The following is a 21,984-nucleotide window of genomic DNA, read 5'->3' on the forward strand; positions in this document are numbered from 1 at the left end:
TCTACGGTTTCTTCTTCACTACTCTCAGGGTGACCGCCTCACTGCCCGATTCTACCCGCAGCACATACAGCCCCGGTTGCAGCTGCTCTGTTTCCAGCTCCACTGCCTGCTCCCTGCCTTTGTAGCTTGCCTGCCAAAGCACATTCCCCCGCAGGTCTACCAGCACTACCCGGCCGCCTGATGTCTCCCCTCCTATTTCTGCATGCAAACGCGTGCTCACCGGGTTAGGCCAGAGCTTCACCCTCAGCTTCCCGCCCTGTGCTACCACGGTATCGGGCACGGCCTCTGCTGAAGCCGCTTGGGTTTTCCTGCTTTTTTCGGTGGCCAGGAGCGCCCGGTCATCTCCGGCTGTGCACAGCAGTCCGCCACCCGACCACTCCGTATTCCGGCCGCCTTTGATCTTTTGTGCTGCAAAGAAGCCCTCCAGCACTTTCTCTTTGCGGCCAGTGGTTTTCAGCTGCCCCCGGCTGTGCACATAGGCTTTTATCCCGGTTCCTCCGCCTATCTTCACCCCGTCTCCGGCGTAAAGTCTCACATTCTCCTTCTCTCTATTGAACTCCACGCCTTTCTTTAGCTTCACCCCGTTCCTGACCAGCAGCACCGTAGCCGCCGTGAAATTCACCTGCCCGCCCTTCTTCACTTTCAGGCTCCTGATCTTCACATCGCCCCCGCTGAAGACGAGCTTCGCGTCTTTCTTCCCTTTGATCCTGCCGTAGTTACCGGCCGCAAATGTCCTGCTTTCTCCTTTCTTTATTTTTTCGGCTTTCTTATCCTTGCGTTCATTGCGCCGGAAGCCCTCCGGCTGAGGTGCTTTGCCCCGCATGTATACCGACGACTCGCTCTCGTTGTCAAAACGGGTCTGCTCCGACTTCACAAACGTCCCCTCCCGGTTGACTACCGTGTTTCTCAGCTTCACCATTCCTTTCTTCCCGCTTGCCCCGATCCCCCCTGCATATATTTCATTGTGCCTCAGCACGATCTTCTCTTCGGCCAGCACCCCGTACGAGCACGGGCATACACCTTCCGGATCCCGGATCAGCACTTCTGCGCGTGCGCTGCCCTCGTTGCCGCTCCCGTCGCGGGCCGTGAGTGTAACCAGGCGTTTGCCCAGGTCTGCACACGTGAAGCTGCTTTCAGACAGGCTGAGCTCCGTTATCCCGCAGTTGTCGTAGCTGCCGTCATTGATCACTGATGCCTCTAGGGTGGCTTTGCCTTCTCCATCCAGTTCTATGATGCCGTCAATGACCTGCACCACCGGGGCCACAGTATCTTTTACGGTTACCTGTACTGTTATTTCACTTTCGTTGCCACTGCCATCGGTCCCTTTCAGCCTGATCTCCTGCACGCCGAGGTCCCGGCAGCTGAATTCGCTGCGGCTCAGGCTCAGTACCGGCAGACCGCAGTTGTCTGTGCTTCCGGCATCCACATCTCCGGCATTCAGTACCGCTTTTCCGCTGTTGTCCAGCTGCAGCGTTACGGGAGCTGCTTTCAGCAAGGGGGCAATGGTGTCTTTTACGATCACCGTTGCTTCTGCTTCCGTAATCCCGCCCTGTACGTCTTCTACGGTGAGTATAACCTTATTTTCTCCCAGTTCTGCACAGCTGAATTCCGTTTTTGAGGCCCGGATGCTCCAGATTCCGCAGTTGTCCTGTATACGCTGGGCCAGGTCTTCGGCTTTGAGCACGGCCTTCCCGTTTTCATCCAGCACGATCTCTAACGTTTTTGTGATCACTACCGGCGGGCGGTTATCGACCACGTGGATGTCGGCCAGCGCCGTTGAAACATTCCCTGAGCCGTCAGTACCCGTCAGGATCACCTGCAGGTGGCCCAAATCGCGGCAGTCGAATTCGGTCCGGTTCAGGCTCAGCTGCAGCGGGCCGCAGTTGTCGTAGGAGCCGGCGTCTACGTCGGCTACAGTGATGTTGGCCCGTCCCTGTTCATCCAGCTCCAGCGTCAGGCCCCTGGCACGTACCACGGGCGCGCTGTGGTCTACCACGTACACCTGGCTGGCACAGGTAGTTGAGGCCCCGTGGGTGTCTACCACCGTCATCCGGGCCGTATAGCTTCCCACCCGCAATGCCGGGTTAATGTCTATGCTCCGGTTAAACCAGTCGCCGTCATTATCGTACGAGCCTGCATCCAGGTCTTCCGTCCTTAGTATTGCATAGCAGTCGTCTTTGACCACCAGCACTACCACAGGCTTGCACACGGCCATCGGGGGCACGTTACAGTCTTTTTGGGTGAGCGTTATCTGTGACTCGCTCACGCACCCCTGCGAGGAGGTCACCTTTACTTTGTAGATGCCGCCTTCTGTGGCCTGGATGCTCCGCGTTTGGGCTTCGGTACTCCACTCGTAGGCCATGCCTTCGGGTGCCGTCAGCTTCACCCCGCTTCCTGAACAGAACTCCGTGGGGCCGTCGGCCAGGATGGCTCCACCGGCCGTCACCGGGCCCTGAAGCGTTACAACCGTAGAAAGCGTGTGATCACACCCGCCGCTGGTTATACTGAAACCCGAGTATACAGATGCGGAAAGGCCGGTGAGGGCAAAAGCGCCGGTGCTTACCGTTATAGTTGCTGTTGTATCTTTCCTGCCTTTCTTAAAGCTTATCAGGTAGCTGTCGGCTGCAAGGGTCGTTGTGAATGCAATGCTGCCGTCATGGCCCGCACAACCGGTGGGGTCTGTTTTCGTGCCTACCGTAAAGGCATCTGAAACCGGGTCGGTCAGCGTGCGGCTGCCTATAGCGCTCACCGTACCCTCTTCGGTAGCTATAGAAAAATTACTGTATATTCCTTTCCTGAGACCCGTAAGGCTAAAGGCCCCGTTGGCATTAATGTTTACCGTTGCCGTAGTGTCTTTGCTGTCTATTCTGAAGCTCAGCGTATAGATGCCGGCCGGTAAAGTAGAGCTAAAGCCAATGCTGCCGTCTTTGCCCCTGCATACCGTAGGATTTATCCCCGTACCCGGCGTAAGCGTTACCTGGGCCGTGGTACAGGCAGCAACTACCGCCGATTCGGTAGCGCACGCGCCCAGGTTGCCCGAGATACTGCGCGGGTAAGTGGCTCCCGGCAGTGCCAGGTAGGCGCAGATGTTGGGCAGGTTACAGATAGATAAAACACCGTTATCTTTAAGACTTAAACCGAAGAAAAAGACAAAATTCTCGGATGCGTCAAAATCAAGATAATACGTATAGGTGATAGATTCGGGAGGGATATTGGCAATACCCTGGATGGAGCTTAATGAGGGGTTCCTCTCTATGGAAAGTGCCCCGGAGAAGTCACTGAGACCGGCTAAACCATCCAGGTTTTGCAGGCCTGTATTGTCACTGATCGTTAAACCCTGCCCTATCCTGCCCAGGGAAGAGAGGCCGTTCAGGTTTTGCAGCAAGGGGCTGTTCCTGATGTCGAACCGGCCGCCCACGCTTTGTAAGGAGCCAAGACCGTTCAGGTTCTGAAGGGCCGTATTATCCTGTAGTATTAAGCTTAACTGTACGCCACGCAGGCCCGACAGGCCGTCCAGGTTCTTCAAAGAAGCATTACCCACGATACTCAGGCCTCCGTTAAGATCTCCTGCAATGTTTTCCACAGACGCCAACCCGTCAACGTTTTCCAGTGAGGCGTTATTTGTGATATATATGCCTCCTGCAAATTTTGCCTGTTTCAGTGCATCTATGTTTTTTAAGCCGGCATTACCGTTAATAAACAGCGCGTCACCGTAATGGCTCCTCCGAACCGTCCCCCGGAGATTAGACAATCCGTCAAGATTTTGCAGCAGCGGATTACTGATGACAGACAAGGCTCCGTCGTTAATAGTATGTAAAGAAGACAGGCCATCGAGGTTTTGAAGCTTAGGATTATTACTTATCAACACATTGGCTCCGTAGCTGTCCGTATTGTTCCCGATAACCTCCACGCTGGATAACCCATTGATATGTACGAGTTCGGGGTTATTGCTTATTCCCAGCCCGTAGGAATCCTGTGCACCTGTTTTTTTCAGGGAGGAAAATCCGCTGATGTCCTGCAGCAATGCATTACTGCCAATCATAAGGTTCCCTCCTATTTCCTGCAGGCCGCCCAGGCCGTTGATATGAAGCAACCCCTTATTATTAGAAACATTAAAGCTACCTCCTACGGTTTCCAGTGCCGGGAGGGAATTGAGACTTTGCAAAGCGTCATTATTGCTGACGGAGAAAGACCCTCCCACATGCCTCAGGCCATTCAGGCCGTCCAGGCTCTGCAGCTTTACATTCAGGTGAATGCTTACTAAGCCCCCAATATCGCGGACGTTATGCAGCCCCTGCAAACTGGTCATGTTACTGGTAGCCAGTGACCCGGGACCACCTATGACCAGGTTACCTTCAATTTTCTGAACAAATGAAAGAAGGCTGAGGTCAGTTATACCTGACCCCTGGATATAAACGCTTCCCTGCAGGATGGAACAATGCGAGTATTTCTGTTCAAAGCTTGCAATCTGGCTCTGCGTATTGAAAGTGATATCACCGGTAGGGCATGATTCATAGGAGCATCCAAAATCAGCAGCCGTGCTGCAGCCCGCCAGGTTACCGGAAATGTCCCGCTGACGCCCTGCGGCCAGGTAGGCGCACAGGTTGGCCAGGCCACATACCGAAAGGGTACCGTTACCTGTAACTTTCAGGAAAGCTATGGTTAAGGGGTCTATATTTTTGAGGCCGTCTATGGAGGTCAGCCGGGCATTATCTGCTACCCCCAGCTGGCCTTTTATTTTCTCAATTCCGGCCAGGCCCTCCAGGCCTTCCAGCAGTGGGTTAGAAGAGATTACCAGCGCACCATTGACCGTTTTCAGGTCTGAGAGTCCGGCCAGGTTAGTAATATCCGGCCCGCTGATCATCAGGCTGCCCGGCAGAGTTGAGCATCCCGGGTAATTACTTTTGAAACTATTGATTTGTGCCTGTGAGGTAATGGTGAGCATGGGCCCTTTGGGGCAGGTGCCCGAGCAATCGTTCAATGCCGCCGGTTCATCGGTACAGTCGCCGTTATTCCCCTCTATGCTTCTCGGCTTATCTGAAACCAGGTAGTCACAGATATGCGCTACTGAGCAGGAAGATAGGCTGGCGTTATCTTTGATGGCCAGGAGGGAAATGGCAGACAGGTCCACATTGCTGATTCCGCTGATGTCCTGCAAAGTGGTGTTATTGTAGATAAGCAGCTGACCGCCTACATGCTCTATGGCCAACAGACCATCGAGGTTTTTCAGGTTATTGTTATAATTGATACTCAGGTTTCTCCCCACACTCTTCAGCGCCGGTAAGCCGTTCAGGCGTTCCAGGCGTTCAAAAGAAACAACAAGATCTTCGCCCACGCTTTGTAAAGCCGATAAGCCGGTGAGATCATTGAATCCGTTGGCCTGAACGGTGAGGCTCCCTCCCACTGTTTGCAGGGCAGAGAGACCGCCCAGGCTCTGCAGTGACGGGTTTCCGCCGATGTAAAGCTTACCACCTACGCTCTTTACACCCGACAGGCCGTTAATATTGGTCAAAGCGCTCACCCCGCCGGTGCCGGATACGGTCAGGTCCCGGCCCACATCCAGGATTCCGCTCAGACCGTCCAGGTTCAACAAGCCGGGGTTATTCACGGAAATATACAGATCACCGCCTATATGCTGTAAAAAAGAGAGGGCACTCAGGTCGGTAGCACCTGAAATTCTCAGGTTCCCGGAAACGGTACCACAGCCCGGATAGGCGGCGGCAAAATCAATTACTTCCTGCTGGCTATTGAGGGTCACATTGGGAGGGCAACCCGGAAAGCAGATCGCCGAAACTACCTGGGCATTGATACAGTCACCGGTATTTCCGCTGATAGCGCGCGGCCCGGTACCGGAAAGGTAGGTACAGATATTCGAAAGGTTACAAAGGGAAAGAGTGCCGTTATTCTGAATATACAGACCTGATTTGAAAGAAGAAGAGGTAATGCTGGCCGGGTTAATATTCTCCAGGCCCTGTATGGAGTTTAAAAGCGGGTTATCTGCAATATACAGGTACCCCCCAATGGCCGGAAGCCCCTGCAGGCCGTTCAGGTTTTGCAGCTGATCATTGGAAGAAACATTCAGGTATCCGCCAAGGCTCTGTAAAGCCGAAAGGCCATCGAGGTTTTGAATCAAAGGGTTTTTCTCGATCAGCAGGTCTCCCCCTATACTGTTCAGGGAGCTCAGGCCCGAAAGGTTTTGCAGCTGCGGGTTATGCGATATTTCCAGGTGGCTGGCTATGGATCGAAGGGCAGATAGGCCGTTGAGGTTCTGCAGCGCATTATTTTTACGGATATACAGGTTATTGTCTAAGGTGTGCAGGTGGGATAACCCGTCTAGATTTTGCAGCACTACGTTAGAATCAATTTCTATACTGGCTATGCGCTGCAAGCCGGATAAACCGTTTATGTTTTCCAATACGGGGTTCAGGCGCAGGCTGACTCCCCCGGGTAAAGTTCCGGACAGGCCGGACAAGCCGTTTATATTTTTTAATTTAGGGTTTTTGATGACGGTCACCATGGCAGCATTCTGGATGCCGCTCAGGGCATCTATGTTTTCCAAAAGTGCGTTATCGTAAACCAATAGTCCCCCTCCCACGGTTTTTACATTAGACAGCCCGCTGATGTTCTGAAGAAGCGGATTAGGGTAGCCATCGGCACCAATCTGAAGGCCTCCACCGATGTACTGTATCCCGGCCAGCCCGTTCAGGTTAACAATATCGGCGCCAAACACACCCACACTACCGGAAATGGTAGTACAGTGGGCATAGGTAGCGCCAAAGGCATCTACTTCGGCCTGGCTGAAGAAGTTGACCGTGGCGGGACACCCCGTACCGGAACAGGCCTGGGACACAGCCAATGCCGAAGCACATGCTCCCAGGTTACCGGAGATGGTTCTGGGCTTGCCCTGTGACAGGTAGGTACAGATATTGGACAGGTTACAGACAGACAAGGCACCGTTATTTTCAATCCGTAAACCATTTGTGATCGTACCCTGGTTAATATTCTTTAGCCCTTCTATAGAGGTTAACTGCGGGTTATTGAATATTTGGAGAGCCCCGTCTATTTTTTCCACGCCGGCCAGGCCATTGAGGTTTTGCAACACGGACATGTCGTAAATCAGGAGATAACCCGAAGGCGGCTCATCAAACCAGCTCGGCTCGCGAAAGCCTACGCTTTTCAGGTTGGCAAGTCCGTCTACATTCTGTAAATAATTCATATAAGACAGCGTCAGGTGGCTTTTTATCTCTTTGAGCCCCGAGAGTCCGTTCAGGTCATGAAGTTCAGTATCGTAAATCGTTAACCGCCGGCCCACCGACTGAAGACCCGACAGGCCATCAATATTCCGGAGTTTTGAAGCGTCTATCAGCAAATCCTCCCCGATCGCGGTTAAAAAAGCGAGGCTGTCGAGGTTAGTAATATTATCTCCGTGTATTTCTAAACTATAGGGCAGTACACTGCATTGGGGATGGGCCAGGTGAAATGAATCTACCTGCGCCTGGGTGGTCAGGTAAACATTGCCTACAGAACACTGGCCCTCTGCCCTGAGGCTGTAAAACAAGCTAAAGAATACCAGCAGTGAAAAGTACAGGTTTTTTTTCATAGTCATCTCCAGCTTAATTGTATACCAAAGTTCCTACTCCTGTATTCCAGAGTCAATACTCCATTTGGATAGTTTTTAATGTCCGCAGGATTGATGGGACAAACCGCCCGTTTTCTGCTTCAAACCGGGAAATGCCGAAGAACCTGCTATGAAAAAAGAAAACCTGCTATGAAAAAAAACGCCGGAGATTTTATCTCCGGCGTTTCCTGCGTTAGTACATATATTTTTGAAAGATAGGAATTACTTTTTCACTTTTATTTTTGCGGTCAGACATTTCTGATCCGGACAAACCGTGATCGGCTCTATGTCATGATCATCCTCATCTCCTCCCTGCTTCCCGTTCTCATGAATCTCATCGTTCTTCACCACACCGTCGTTGTCCTTGATATCATCCGGCGTAGAGTCTATGTCTTCCAGGCCCTTATCGTTCTTCGCCCCGCTGATCTCCGCCGTGTTGATAATCACTCCACCCTTTACATCGCTCTTCAGCTTGAAGCTGATCGATACCGTCGTCTCGCCGCCTGCCGGTAACGATGCGATCGCTTTCGCCCACCTCGCCTTGCTGCCGTCAAGCGTCCAGTTACCGTCATTCAACATCAGGCCTTCCGGAATGTAATCTACCAGATCTATATCCGTTGCATCTACATTCCCCTGGTTAAACACCGTGATCTCAAACGTTACACTGTCTCCCGGTTTGAAAATCGACTTCTGACCTGCTTTCAGCGTCTTCCTTAATGCCAGGTCAAACACCGGCGTCTCTACTACCGTGATCTCTTCAATGTCATGGTCGTCTTCATCCCCCCCGTGCTTTCCGTCTTCACCGATCTCATCGTCTTTCGGCGTGCCGTCATTACCCGGGTTATCGTCAGGGGTAGAGTCTATGTCGTCTCCTCCGTCTGCACTGCTGATCTCGGCCGCATTCACTGCTTTGCCTTTAAAGTCTGCATTCACCGTAAACGTGATCTCCACTTTCGTGCTCGCTCCGGCAGCCAGCGTGCCTATCTTCGTATTCAGCGTGGCTTTACCGCCCCCCGCCGTCCAGTTCCCATCGTTCAGCGTCAAACCCGCAGGTATATAATCCGTTACCTGGATATTGCTGGCCGTCACATTTCCCTGGTTAAATACTTCTATCTCAAACGTAATGCTGCTTCCCGGGTATACTACAGGGTTCTTGCCGCCGCCTTTGATCGTCTTCCGAAGTGCCAGGTCAAAGATCTGGTCTTTCACTTTCACTGTTACTTCCGACGGCTTCTTACAAGTCTCCAGCTCACAGGCTGCATAGTAGGTCGTTGTCGTATCCGGTGTTACTTCCAGCGTAGCTCCTGTGCCCAGAACCTGGGTCAGGCCCGCATCTTTGTACCATACCAGCGTACCCGTCTCACAACTTCCGCTTAAGGTGCTGCTTCCGCCTTTGATCACCTCTTCCGGAGTCGCCGTCAATACCGGTGCCGGGAAGTCTGGTGTTACCGTTACTACCGATTCCGTTGCCGCACTCACACAATCCGGCGTTGTACACACCGCATAGTAGGTTTTGCTCTGCTGCGCCGAAAAGGTCAGCTGGCTCAGCTCCTGCGTCAAAGCAGCATCGCTGTACCATTTCACCGTCCCGCTTGAACACGTCGCGCTCAGCGTGATCTCCTCGCCGTAACATACTTTGTGAGGCCCCGAAACAGGAGATTCCGGCTTATCTTTCTTCGTTACTTTTGCTTCATCTGTTGCACTACAGCCGTTGGGAGACGTTACCACTACCTTATAGGTGCCCGGATTGCTTACCGTGATCTCTTTCGTAGTGGCCGTAAAACCGTCCGGACCCGTCCAACTATACGTTACCCCGGCGGTCCCCGTTGCCGTTAATGTCACCTCCGTCTCTCCGCATGACATTACCTTGTCTTCTACAACTACTGTAGGTAATGAGGTATCCTGGCTAACTGTTGCGGTAGCTTTTGCAGTACAGCCATTAGGTGCTGTTACCGTTACTTCGTAGCTGCCCGCCGTGCTTACCGTGATCTCCTGGGTGGTAGCTGTAAAGCCGCCCGGGCCTGTCCAGCTGTAAGTCACTCCTGCTGAACCGTTGGCCGTCAGCTTAACCGAGGTGGTAGTACAGGTCAAAGTACCGTTGTTCACACTTACGGTCGGCATATTGGTATCCGAGGTCACTGTGGCAGTGGCTTTCTCGGTACAACCGTTGGCTGCCGTTACGGTTACCTCGTAACTGCCCGCTGTGGTTACCGTAATTTCCTGGGTGGTAGCTGTGAAACTTCCCGGGCCTGTCCATTTATACGTTACGCCTGCTGAACCGTTGGCCGTCAGCTTAACCGAAGTAGTGGTACAGCTCAGCGCCGCGTTATTTACCGTTACTGTTGGTTTCTGAATATCTGATGTTACCGTGGCCGTGGCTTTCTCGGTACAACCGTTAGGTGCCGTTACCGTTACCTCGTAACTGCCCGCTGTGCTCACCGTGATTTCCTGGGTGGTAGCTGTGAAGCTGCCTGGGCCTGTCCATTTATACGTTACTCCTGACGAACCGTTGGCGGTAAGCTTAACACTTGTTTCAGTACAAGTCAGCTTGCCGTTATTTACCGTTACTGTTGGTTTCTGGGTATTGCTAGTCACCGTGGCCGTAGCCTTTGCAGTACAGCCGTTAGGTGCTGTTACCGTTACTTCGTAGCTGCCCGCCGTGGTTACCGTGATTTCCTGGGTGGTAGCCGTGAAGCTGCCCGGGCCTGTCCAGCTGTAAGTCACCCCTGCCGAACCGTTGGCCATCAGCTTAACCGAAGTAGTGGTACAGGTCAGCGTACCGTTGTTCACACTTACGGTCGGCATATTGGTATCCGAGGTCACTGTGGCAGTGGCTTTCTCGGTACAACCGTTGGCTGCCGTTACGGTTACCTCGTAGCTGCCCGCTGTGGTTACTGTAATTTCCTGGGTGGTAGCTGTGAAACTTCCCGGGCCTGTCCATTTATACGTTACTCCTGCTGAACCGTTGGCGGTCAGCTTAACCGAAGTAGTGGTACAGCTCAGCGCCGCGTTATTTACCGTTACCGTTGGTTTCTGAATATCTGATGTTACTGTGGCCGTGGCCTTCTCGGTACAGCCGTTAGGTGCCGTTACCGTTACCTCGTAACTGCCCGCTGTGGTTACGTTCACTTCTTTTGTAGTAGCTGTGAAACCGCCTGGGCCGGTCCAGCTGTAAGTTACGCCTGCTGGCGATCCGTTCGCTGTCAGCTTAACGGTAGTAGTTGTACAGGTCAGCTGGCCGTTATTTACAGTTACTGTTGGTTTCTGTACATCTGAAGTCACGGTAGCGGTTGCTTTCTCTTTACAGCCGTTTGGTGCAGTTACGGTTACTTCGTAGCTACCTGCTACAGTTACGTTTATTTCTTTAGTAGTAGCTGTAAATCCGCCAGGGCCGGTCCAGCTGTAGGTTACGCCTGCTGGCGATCCGTTCGCTGTCAGCTTAACGGTAGTAGTGGTACAGGTTAATTGCCCATTATTTACAGTTACTGTTGGTTTCTGTACATCTGAAGTCACGGTAGCGGTAGCTTTTTCGGTACAACCATTTGGCGCAGTCACGGTTACTTCGTAGCTACCTGCTACAGTTACGTTTATTTCTTTAGTAGTAGCTGTAAATCCGCCAGGGCCGGTCCAGCTATAGGTTACGCCTGCTGGCGATCCGTTCGCTGTCAGCTTAACGGTAGTAGTTGTACAGGTCAGCTGGCCGTTATTTACAGTTACTGTTGGTTTCTGTACATCTGAAGTCACGGTAGCGGTTGCTTTCTCTTTACAGCCGTTTGGTGCAGTTACGGTTACTTCGTAGCTACCTGCTACAGTTACGTTTATTTCTTTAGTAGTAGCTGTAAATCCGCCAGGGCCGGTCCAGCTGTAGGTTACACCTGCCGGAGAGCCATTTGCTGTCAGCTTAACGGTAGTAGTTGTACAGGTCAGCTGGCCGTTATTTACGGTAACGGTCGGTATGCTCGTATTTGAAGTCACTGTCGCGCTCTTCGAATCTGATTCACAACCCGTAGTGTTGTTTTTCACTTTAACACTGTAGGTACCGGCTACCGTAGCACTGAAGCTCGCTACGTTACCCGGATTCGTTACGCCCGATGGTACCGTCCACGTGTAGGTTACACCTGTGCCGGGTGATGCTGTAGCCTGCACCGTTACACTGGTGGTAGCACAGGTCAGCTCACCGCCCGTTACCGTTACCGTTGGTTTAGTAGTGCTTGAAGTGACTGTGGCGCTCTTCGAATCTGATTCACAACCCGTAGTGTTGTTTTTCACTTTAACGCTGTAGGTGCCGGCTACCGAAGCACTAAAGCTCGCTACGTTACCCGGATTCGTTACGCCTGATGGCACCGTCCACGTGTAGGTTACACCTGTGCTAGGTGATGCTGTAGCCTGCACCGTTACACTGGTGGTAGCACAGGTCAGCTGGCCGTTATTTACAGTTACTGTTGGTTTCTGTACATCTGAAGTCACGGTAGCGGTTGCTTTCTCTTTACAGCCGTTTGGTGCAGTTACGGTTACTTCGTAGCTACCTGCTACAGTTACGTTTATTTCTTTAGTAGTAGCTGTAAATCCGCCAGGGCCGGTCCAGCTGTAGGTTACACCTGCCGGAGAGCCATTTGCTGTCAGCTTAACGGTAGTAGTTGTACAGGTCAGCTGGCCGTTATTTACGGTAACGGTCGGTATGCTCGTATTTGAAGTCACTGTCGCGCTCTTCGAATCTGATTCACAACCCGTAGTGTTGTTTTTCACTTTAACGCTGTAGGTGCCGGCTACCGTAGCACTGAAGCTCGCTACGTTACCCGGATTCGTTACGCCCGATGGTACCGTCCACGTGTAGGTTACACCTGTGCCGGGTGATGCTGTAGCCTGCACCGTTACACTGGTGGTAGCACAGGTCAGCTCACCGCCCGTTACCGTTACCGTTGGTTTAGTAGTGCTTGAAGTGACTGTGGCGCTCTTCGAATCTGATTCACAACCCGTAGTGTTGTTTTTCACTTTAACGCTGTAGGTGCCGGCTACCGAAGCACTAAAGCTCGCTACGTTACCCGGATTCGTTACGCCTGATGGCACCGTCCACGTGTAGGTTACACCTGTGCTAGGTGATGCTGTAGCCTGCACCGTTACACTGGTGGTAGCACAGGTCAGCTCGCCACCCGTTACCGTTACCGTTGGTTTAGTAGTGCTTGAAGTGACTGTCGCACTCTTCGAATCTGATTCACAACCTGTAGTGTTGTTTTTTACTTTAACACTGTAGGTACCGGCTACCGTAGCACTGAAGCTGGCTACGTTACCCGGATTCGTTACTCCCGATGGTACGGTCCACGTGTAGGTTACACCTGTGCCGGGTGATGCTGTAGCCTGCACCGTTACACTGGTGGTAGCACAGGTCAGCTCACCGCCCGTTACCGTTACCGTTGGTTTAGTCGTGCTTGAAGTGACTGTCGCACTCTTCGAATCTGATTCACAACCCGTAGTATTGTTTTTCACTTTAACGCTGTAGGTGCCGGCTACCGTAGCACTGAAGCTCGCTACGTTACCCGGATTCGTTACGCCCGATGGTACGGTCCACGTGTAGGTTACACCTGTGCTAGGTGATGCTGTAGCCTGCACCGTTACACTGGTGGTAGCACAGGTCAGCTCGCCGCCCGTTACAGTTACCGTTGGCTTGGTTTTATTTTCTGTTACCGTGGTGCTAGCCTCCGACGACTCACAACCGGCAGCACTTTTTACTTTCACTTTGTAGGTACCGGCCACAGTTGCTGTAAATGAAGCCACACTGCCCGGGTTCGTTGCTCCGGAAGGTACGGTCCAGGTATAGGTAATACCGGATGAAGGCGTAGCTGTGGCTGTAATTACCGATCCTGTTGTACAGGTGATCTGGCCGTTATTGGCTACCGTTACCGTTGGTGTAGCCTCTTTCGTCAACGTTATGGATGCCGACTTTTTACAATTGGCATCACTGCTGTAAAACTTATCTCTTACATATAGGGTATAATTGCCTGCAGTAAGACCTGTAAATTCAGATGAGGACTGCCAGTTCGTATTGTCTTTGCTGTATTCGTAATAACCGCTACCGCCGGAAGCCGTAACCGTTATCTTACCATTTTGATTCTGGCAATCCGGTTCTTGTTTCGCTAAGCTCAGGCCTACATTCGGATAGCATATCACCAGCTTATTGTTGTCAAATTTCAGCGCACGTCCATGTGCGTAAGCCACTAACACTATTTTGTTGGTATTGGCCGGTATGGTTGTTCCCCCGTCTTCCAACTGGTTAATGGTCACAGCCTCGCTGTTGCTGAATATGGCGGTAATAGTAGCTTTTTTGGAAGTAGCCAGCAAGGTGTTTCCGTTATAAAACTCAAGATACAGCTGAGCTACTCTCCAGCTGTCGCTTGTACTATGGGTAGCCGCATTGGCCGTATATTGAAATGGTCTGCCGGGAATAATTCCTTTAAATCCACCCGATCCATTGTTATCAATTGCATATTCTGCTCTGAACTGCTTAGGTGATCCGCTTGAGCTGCTGGGTGCATCTCCATTGTTCAATATACCGTAAGAGCCCCAGGTCCAGCCGCTAAACAGGCCCCATTCATCGGTTCCCGATGTAGCTACCCTGTTACCTGAGCTATTTACTTTCGTAGCGGTCCACCCGTTCAGGTTAGCAAACGTTTCATTTCCGATCAGGTTTTGGGATCCGCAGTTGGAGCAGGAGTATGTATAGCATTCGTCTTTCCCTACCGTTGCGGTTTTTGATGCTTTACAGCTTGATGAAGAAGTATTTTTATCTTCTACTTCCACGGTGTAGCCGTCATTGGAAAGACCGGTAAAAGTATACGGGCTGGCAGCCGTTACCCAGCTTCCAAACGAACCGCTTCCTTTCTTTATCCGGAACTGGAATTCTCCGCTACCTCCGGTTACTGTTGCTTTTACTGTCCCTGTACTTCCTGTACAGGAAGTGTTGGTAGGAGTTAATGCTAAATTAATGGTATTGTAACATACGATAAGATTTACCACCTTAAATTTTAAGGCGTTTCCTTTGGAGTGTCCTACTATGCGGATTTTAGTAGTTCCGCTGGGTATGGTCTGACCACTTCCACCAATGGTGTAGGTCTGGAAATTCGGATAGTTATTATTGGTAGAAACTTTACTGGAAGTGCTGATTACCCCTCCTGAGCTGTTTAAGAACTGGATATACATTTCGGCTGTTCCCCCGGTTGCATGCGAGGTCATCTGAACTGTAAACGTATAGGGTCTGCCCTGAACAACCGACTCAATAGGAATTTCCTGTTTCACATAGTAGTCGGCATTATGGTCTCTATAGTTCAAAACGCCGTACTTAATCGACCCGTTATCATTTACAGGCGATTGAGTGGAATGGCGCCAGGCCGCCTGTCCGGAATAAGACCCTCCCGAATAGTTAACCGGTTCTGCTGTCCAGGCATTAATATCACTGGCTACCTGCAACTGGCTACCCGACGTTACGAGGTTGCCGGATTCACAGCCTGAGCAAGTCTGTGCGTTGGCATACATTGCCGGAAGAGAAATAAAGCAAATAACTCTACTTAACCATTTTAATAATTTGGGGAAATTTAGCATTATAGTATACGTTTTTATCAATAACCAGTTCTTTTATAGATAATTAACTAATTCCAGGTCTCCAATCTCCAGTTCAGGGTGGCTGCGTGAGCTTATAAATTGGCACGGGTAATAGTCTGGATACAAAATTTTAGCGCAAATTACGTGCCATAAAAATGCTTTTACGGGAAAATCAAAATTATCCCCGGTAGCTGTAAATAGTGAATAGCAGGCATTTATCCGTGAAAAGTTGGGGCCTGATAAGGAAAAAAGCCGGCCCGGATACTTCCCGGCCGGCTTTTTCAGCTATGATCAGATGAATTTACTTTTTCACTTTTGTTTTTGCGGTCAGACATTTCTGATCCGGACAAACCGTGATCGGCTCTATGTCATGATCATCCTCATCTCCTCCCTGCTTCCCGTTCTCATGAATCTCATCGTTCTTCACCACACCGTCGTTGTCCTTGATATCATCCGGCGTGGAGTCTATGTCTTCCAGACCCTTATCGTTCTTCGCCCCGCTGATCTCCGCCGTGTTGATGATCACTCCACCTGTTACATCGCTCTTCAGCTTGAAGCTGATCGATACCGTCGCCTCGCCGCCTGCCGGTAACGATGCAATCGCTTTCGCCCACCTCGCCTTGCTGCCGTCAAGCGTCCAGTTACCGTCATTCAACATCAGGCCTTCCGGAATGTAATCTACCAGATCTATATCCGTTGCATCTACATTCCCCTGGTTAAACACCGTGATCTCAAACGTTACACTGTCTCCCGGTTTGAAAATCGACTTCTGACCTGCTTTCAGCGTCTTCCTTAATGCCAGGTCAAACACCGGCGTCTCTACTACCGTGATCTCTTCAATGTCATGGTCGTCTTCATCCCCCCCGTGCTTTCCGTCTTCACCGATCTCATTGTCTTTCGGCGTGCCGTCATTACCCGGGTTATCGTCAGGGGTAGAGTCTATGTCGTCTCCTCCGTCTGCACTGCTGATCTCGGCCGCATTCACTGCTTTGCCTTTAAAGTCTGCATTCACCGTAAACGTGATCTCCACTTTCGTGCTCGCTCCGGCAGCCAGCGTGCCTATCTTCGTATTCAGCGTGGCTTTACCGCCCCCCGCCGTCCAGTTCCCATCGTTCAGCGTCAAACCCGCAGGTATATAATCCGTTACCTGGATATTGCTGGCCGTCACATTTCCCTGGTTAAATACTTCTATCTCAAACGTAATACTGCTTCCCGGGTATACTACAGGGTTCTTGCCACCGCCTTTGATCGTCTTCCGAAGTGCCAGGTCAAAGATCTGGTCTTTCACTTTCACTGTTACTTCCGACGGCTTCTTACAAGTCTCCAGCTCACAGGCTGCATAGTAGGTCGTTGTCGTATCCGGTGTTACTTCCAGTGTAGCTCCTGTGCCCAGAACCTGGGTCAGGCCCGCATCTTTGTACCATACCAGCGTACCCGTCTCACAACTTCCGCTTAAGGTGCTGCTTCCGCCTTTGACCACTTCTTCCGGAGTCGCCGTCAATACCGGTGCCGGGAAGTCTGGTGTTACCGTTACTACCGATTCCGTTGCCGCACTCACACAATCCGGCGTTGTACACACCGCATAGTAGGTTTTGCTCTGCTGCGCCGAAAAGGTCAGCTGGCTCAGCTCCTGCGTCAAAGCAGCATCGCTGTACCATTTCACCGTCCCGCTTGAACACGTCGCGCTCAGCGTGATCTCCTCGCCGTAACATACTTTGTGAGGCCCCGAAACAGGAGATTCCGGCTTATCTTTCTTCGTTACTTTTGCTTCATCTGTTGCACTACAGCCGTTGAGAGACGTCACCACTACTTTATAGGTACCCGTCTTGCTTACCGTGATCTCTTTCGTAGTGGCCGTAAAACCGTCCGGACCCGTCCAGCTATACGTTACCCCCGCTGTCCCCGTTGCCATTAATGTCACCTCCGTCTCTCCGCATGACATCACCTTGTCTTCTACAACTACTGTAGGTAATGAGGTATCCTGCTGCACTTCTACCTGGTCAGTAGCCATACAGCCGTTAGACGAAGTTACTTCCACACTATATACACCCGGTACAGATGTTTCAAAGCCTGCTACGTTACCCGGATCCGTTGCACCCGCAGGTACAGTCCATTTGTAGGTAATGCCGTTTCCGGTAGCTGCTGCAGCTACAGTTACTTTGTTTACCAGACAGGTGAGCTTACCTGTTTCCAGGATTACCGTTGGTTTATCATTATCAATAGTTACTTCTGCCTGAGCAGTAGTAGTACAACCGTTGGCATAAGTTACTGTCACGGTGTACATACCTGCTGCCGTTACTGCCAATTCTTTGCCTTCGCCCACTTTCGTACCGCCCAGGCTCCATTCGTATTTCGTACCGTTACCGCTTGCTTTCAGCGTTACACTGTTGATTGAACAGGTTAAAGTACCGCCGGTGGCCGTGATGGTCTCCACATCTTTGTTTTCATCTACTACGGCTTGTGCAGTGGTAGTACAGCCGTTGGTATAAGTGACCGTTACGGTGTAAGTACCTTTTGTAGTTACCGCCAACTCTTTGCCTTCGCCCACTTTCGTGCCGCCCAGGCTCCATTCGTATTTCGTGCCGTTACCGCTTGCTTTCAGCGTTACACTGTTGATTGAGCAGGTTAAAGTACCGCCGGTGGCTGTGATGGTTTCCACGTTTTTATCTTCGGTCACTGTAGTGCTCGCTTCATCCGATTCACAGCCCGTAGTATTGTTCTTTACTTTTACTTTATATGTTCCGGCTACCGTAGCGCTGAAGCTGGCTACGTTACCCGGGTTGGCTACGCCCGATGGTACCGTCCACGTGTAGGTTACACCTGTGCCGGGTGATGCTGTAGCCTGCACCGTTACACGGGTGATAGCACAGGTCAGCTCACCGCCCGTTACATTTGTGATCACCGGCCTGGCATTCACGGTTATTTTGGCTGTAGCACTCGCTGTACATCCGTCATTCGTACATGTTGCCGTATACGTAATTTCCCCGGCTGCGGCAGGAGTTATCGTTACCTTATTGCCTGATGCCCCGTTAGCAGGACTCCACGTTACCGTTCCTGTACAATTCTTTGCTTCGAGAACGGCAGTTTCCCCCAAACAGATGGCTACATCCGCTACACTTATCGTTGGCTTCGGCTTAACAGACACCGTTCCTTCCCCATAGGCTTCGCAGTTGGTCGCATTCTTACAGGTAGCCCGGTAGACAGTAGTAGAAGCAGGTTGCACTTCTATACTGGTGCCGGTTCCCTGCGAGTACCCGCCTGCCGTCCAGGTAATTGTACCTGTACAGTTGGTTACAGTAGCTGTTAAGGTCATCTTTTCTCCTGAACATACGGTTCCTGAATTCACATTGACCGTTGGTTTTGCATTAACAGTCACCTTCATGGAAGCCCAGTCGCTGTTACATGTACTTTCGCAACGGGCATAATACGTGGTGGTATTACCCGGCGTAACAGAAGCTCCGGTAATGACCGTGGTTTTATTGCTGTCATACCATTTCAGCGTTCCTGTGGTACAGCTACCGGGCAAAGTCACACTTTCTCCTGCACAAATGGATTTATCGGAGATGCCTGTGGGTGTTGTCGGCACGGGGTCTTTGGCAATTACAATATTTCCGGAGGTCCACTTGCAATTACCTGAGCTTGTATTGTTATCTGTCACCGTAACGGTATAGGTACCTGAGGCCAATCCCGAAAATGTGTATTGATAATTGGTTGCTCCTGCCGCTAAAGCAGGCGAAGTAGCCACTGTAGTGCTTCCGTTTTTAAGCGTATAGGTAAACTGTCCGCTACCACCGGTAGTATTTATAATAATTGAACCGTCATTGGCCGTACAGGAAGCATCTGCTTTGGTGGTAGTAACGGCTATCTTATCGTAGCAATCAATAACCAGCAAGTTATTGTCAAATTTTAAAGCCCTGCCATAAGAATACCCTACAATAACAATTTTGACTGTGTTAGCGGGTATGGTTCCGGTAATAGAGATATTTTGAAAGTTGGAATATATGGCCGTAACACTCTGTTTTGCCGTTTCGCTTATTTTTGTACCGGATGAATTATAAAATTCAAGCCATAGCTGGGCAACAGCTCCGGACCCGTTAGGGTTATGTGTTGATGCTGTAGCGGTATATGTGAAGGTTTTCCCTCCTACCACTCCATTGGTTATATTCTGTCTTATGTAGTTGTTGGAACGTGCATCATTCCAGTTCAGGTAACCTACATATTTTAAAGTACCGTTATGGTAGAAGGTGCCCCAGTTAACTCCCGATGCAACTTCCGGATTCCAGCCGTCAGGGCTTGTAGGGTTAATTTCAAAATCGGGGTTATAAATCATGTTTTCTGATGTACAACCCGTACATACGGTAGGACCCGGAGGGGTCACGGTAGTTTTAAATCTTTTGTAGTGTACTTCGCCCCCGTTCTGGTAAAAATCTTTGGCTACGATCTGGCCCTCTACATACCCTTCGTATTTTTCCACGGAAATACCTAACGCATATACCGAACCGATGAGGTAAGATGAATTGTTCAGCTTAAGGGTTTTCCCGGTTCCGTTATAAAAATTCCACAACACGAATTCGCCCTGGCCGGTAGAAACACCGTTTATCATCATATTGGGCTTATTGTTCCAGTCAAAGTCTCCTCCCTGCATATCTACATTGATCACTACGGGAGTACTGGCCGAAGGAACCACGGTCCAGCCCAGCTCTCCTTTGGAACTATAGGTATACAGTTGGGTTTTGGTGATGTTAATAATATTCGTCTGGTTGGAGGTCAGCTTAAACCTGTACTTATTCCCGCTATCGTACGATTCTATCACCGCATTGGCCGGTGAATTTTTCAGTGCATCAGAATAGGTTTGGAATTCGTTAAAAATAGCCGTGAAATTAAATACATCGCTGACGTCTCTTTTGAGCGAAGCCTCACTCTGGTTCTGGTTTCCCTGGATGTATACGTTTTTACTGGTAGCATCCTTATGTACTATAATTCCCTGGTAAACATTGTTTTCCAGGTATCTTTTCGAATCCTTAAGATCTTTGATTTTTACATACCGGCTATTCTGCACATCCACTTTTCCCGAGGTGTAAGTCACACCGTCACCTACTATGAGGCCTACGTATTGTGCATCTTCGGTACCGTTTACCACATCTTTAAATGTTTCGGTGCCCGAACTGTGCATGTTTACCTGGAGGTTATCATAAATGGTCAGCCTGCCTCCAACGGCTACCCCTCCTTCCACATCCCGGTTGGCCTTGAAATTACCGCTGGTGATTACATTGAACCCTTTGGCGGCATCGGTAGGGTTAAACTGGGCGTTAACAAAGACTAGCGGGAAGAAAATAAAGCACAAAACTTTACTTAACCATTGGAATGATTTCTGGAAGGTAAGCATTATAGCGTACGTTTTTACAATAACCTGTTCTTTTATAAATATATAACTAATCCCAACTTTCCAATTTTTACTTTTTGATAGCCGCATGAGCCTCTAAATGGATCTGGATAATGATTTGGGCATAAAGTTTCAGGGCAAATTACGTGCCACAAGTGAAGTATTTCGGGGAAAGCCGGGAGGCAATGGCTAACGATGAATTATTAACGGTTAATTATTAGGAATGTAAAGAGATCACTACCATGCAAAAAAATGGCCCCGGAATTCCGGGGCCATTTTGCAGTGAACTGTTTATTTATTGGCTCTGTTCACTTTTACTTTTGCGCTCAGACATTTTTGGTCCGGACACACCGTGATCGGTTCGATGTCGTGATCGTCTTCGTCACCTCCCTGCTTACCATTCTCATTGATCTCATCGTTCTTCGGTATCCCGTCATTGTCCTTGTTATCATCCGGCGTAGAGTCGATATCCTTCAGTCCTTTCTGATTCTTCGCTCCGCTGATTTCCGCGATGTTTGTAATCACCGGACCCACCGCATCGTTATTGAGTTTGAAAGTGATGGATACCGTCGCCTGCGCTCCTGTCGCCAGGTTTGCTATCGCCCCATTCCACCTCGCTTTGCTGCCATCCAAAGTCCAGTTTGCATCGTTCAGCGTCAGTCCGGTAGGAATATAGTCTACCAGGTCTATATCTGTAGCATCCACATTGCCCTGGTTGAACACGGTGATGTCAAACGTCACGCTGTCTCCCGGTTTGAAGACCGTTTTCTGACCCGGTTTCACTGTTTTCCGTAATGCCAGGTCAAATATCTGTCCAAGGGTAACCGTTTCCTCATCCTCACCAGGTACCTCGTTTCCATTCGGATCTTTACCTGTTGCTTTTGCCGTATTGTCTACCTGGCCCGCATTGATGTCGGATTGCGTTATTGTATACGTTGCCGTAAACGTTGTGCTATCAACCGCTCCCGGAGCTAAGCTTGCGATAGGTCCGCCCACCACTGTCACCTTAGGGTCAGCAATCTTGACATCGGTCAGGGTCACATTACCCGTATTGGTTACCGTAAAGGTATAGTGAATCTCGTCGCCCGGATTAACCTTACCGTTTCCGTCGGCATCCACATAGGCACCACTCTTGATGAGCCTGATTCCGGGAGCCGGTGTAAACGGTACATCTTCTTCGTCGTCATCCTTAACATCGTCTCCTGTAGGCGGTGTACCTTTAGCCGTGGCCGTATTGTGTACTTTGCCGTTGTTCACGTCTGCCTGCGTTACCGTATAGGTTGCCGTAAACGTTGTCTCTGCTCCCGGTTCAAGGCTCGCTACTGAGGCTGGAGTTATTGTTCCTAAGCCTGGTAGTGGGTCAGTCACTGTTACATTGTTCAGCGTTACA

The 21,984-nt window shown here is 50.5% G+C and carries 4 protein-coding genes; all 4 read right to left on the minus strand.

Going from position 1 to position 21,984, the window contains the following annotated elements; translation table 11 throughout:
* Position 1: 1 nt before the first annotated feature.
* Positions 2 to 7,600: a T9SS type A sorting domain-containing protein gene (locus tag AB2U10_RS12665; protein ID WP_367915226.1), complete on the minus strand. Its 7,599-nt coding sequence runs from the start codon at positions 7,598 to 7,600 to the stop codon at positions 2 to 4.
* Positions 7,601 to 7,840: 240 nt separating this feature from the next.
* Complete coding sequence (locus AB2U10_RS12670) at positions 7,841 to 15,145, minus strand: Ig-like domain-containing protein (RefSeq protein WP_493820566.1); 7,305 nt, start codon at positions 15,143 to 15,145, stop codon at positions 7,841 to 7,843.
* Positions 15,146 to 15,512: 367 nt separating this feature from the next.
* Positions 15,513 to 20,597 (minus strand): collagen-binding domain-containing protein, encoded by a 5,085-nt coding sequence (locus AB2U10_RS12675; protein WP_367916634.1) that lies wholly within the window; start codon positions 20,595 to 20,597, stop codon positions 15,513 to 15,515.
* Between the two features lie 288 nt (positions 20,598 to 20,885).
* Positions 20,886 to 21,984: CLIPPER-2 domain-containing protein (locus tag AB2U10_RS12680; RefSeq protein ID WP_493820567.1), on the minus strand; the 1,099-nt coding region annotated here is incomplete at its 5' end.

Source organism: Leadbetterella sp. DM7 (assembly GCF_040829825.2).
Taxonomy (GTDB): domain Bacteria; phylum Bacteroidota; class Bacteroidia; order Cytophagales; family Spirosomataceae; genus Leadbetterella.

Bases quoted from the DNA above. Each gene is read 5' to 3' on its own strand.
- AB2U10_RS12665 (WP_367915226.1), bottom strand. From the start codon at position 7,600: ATGAAAAAAAACCTGTACTTTTCACTGCTGGTATTCTTTAGCTTGTTT.
- AB2U10_RS12670 (WP_493820566.1), bottom strand. From the start codon at position 15,145: ATGTATGCCAACGCACAGACTTGCTCAGGCTGTGAATCCGGCAACCTC.
- AB2U10_RS12675 (WP_367916634.1), bottom strand. From the start codon at position 20,597: ATGCTTACCTTCCAGAAATCATTCCAATGGTTAAGTAAAGTTTTGTGC.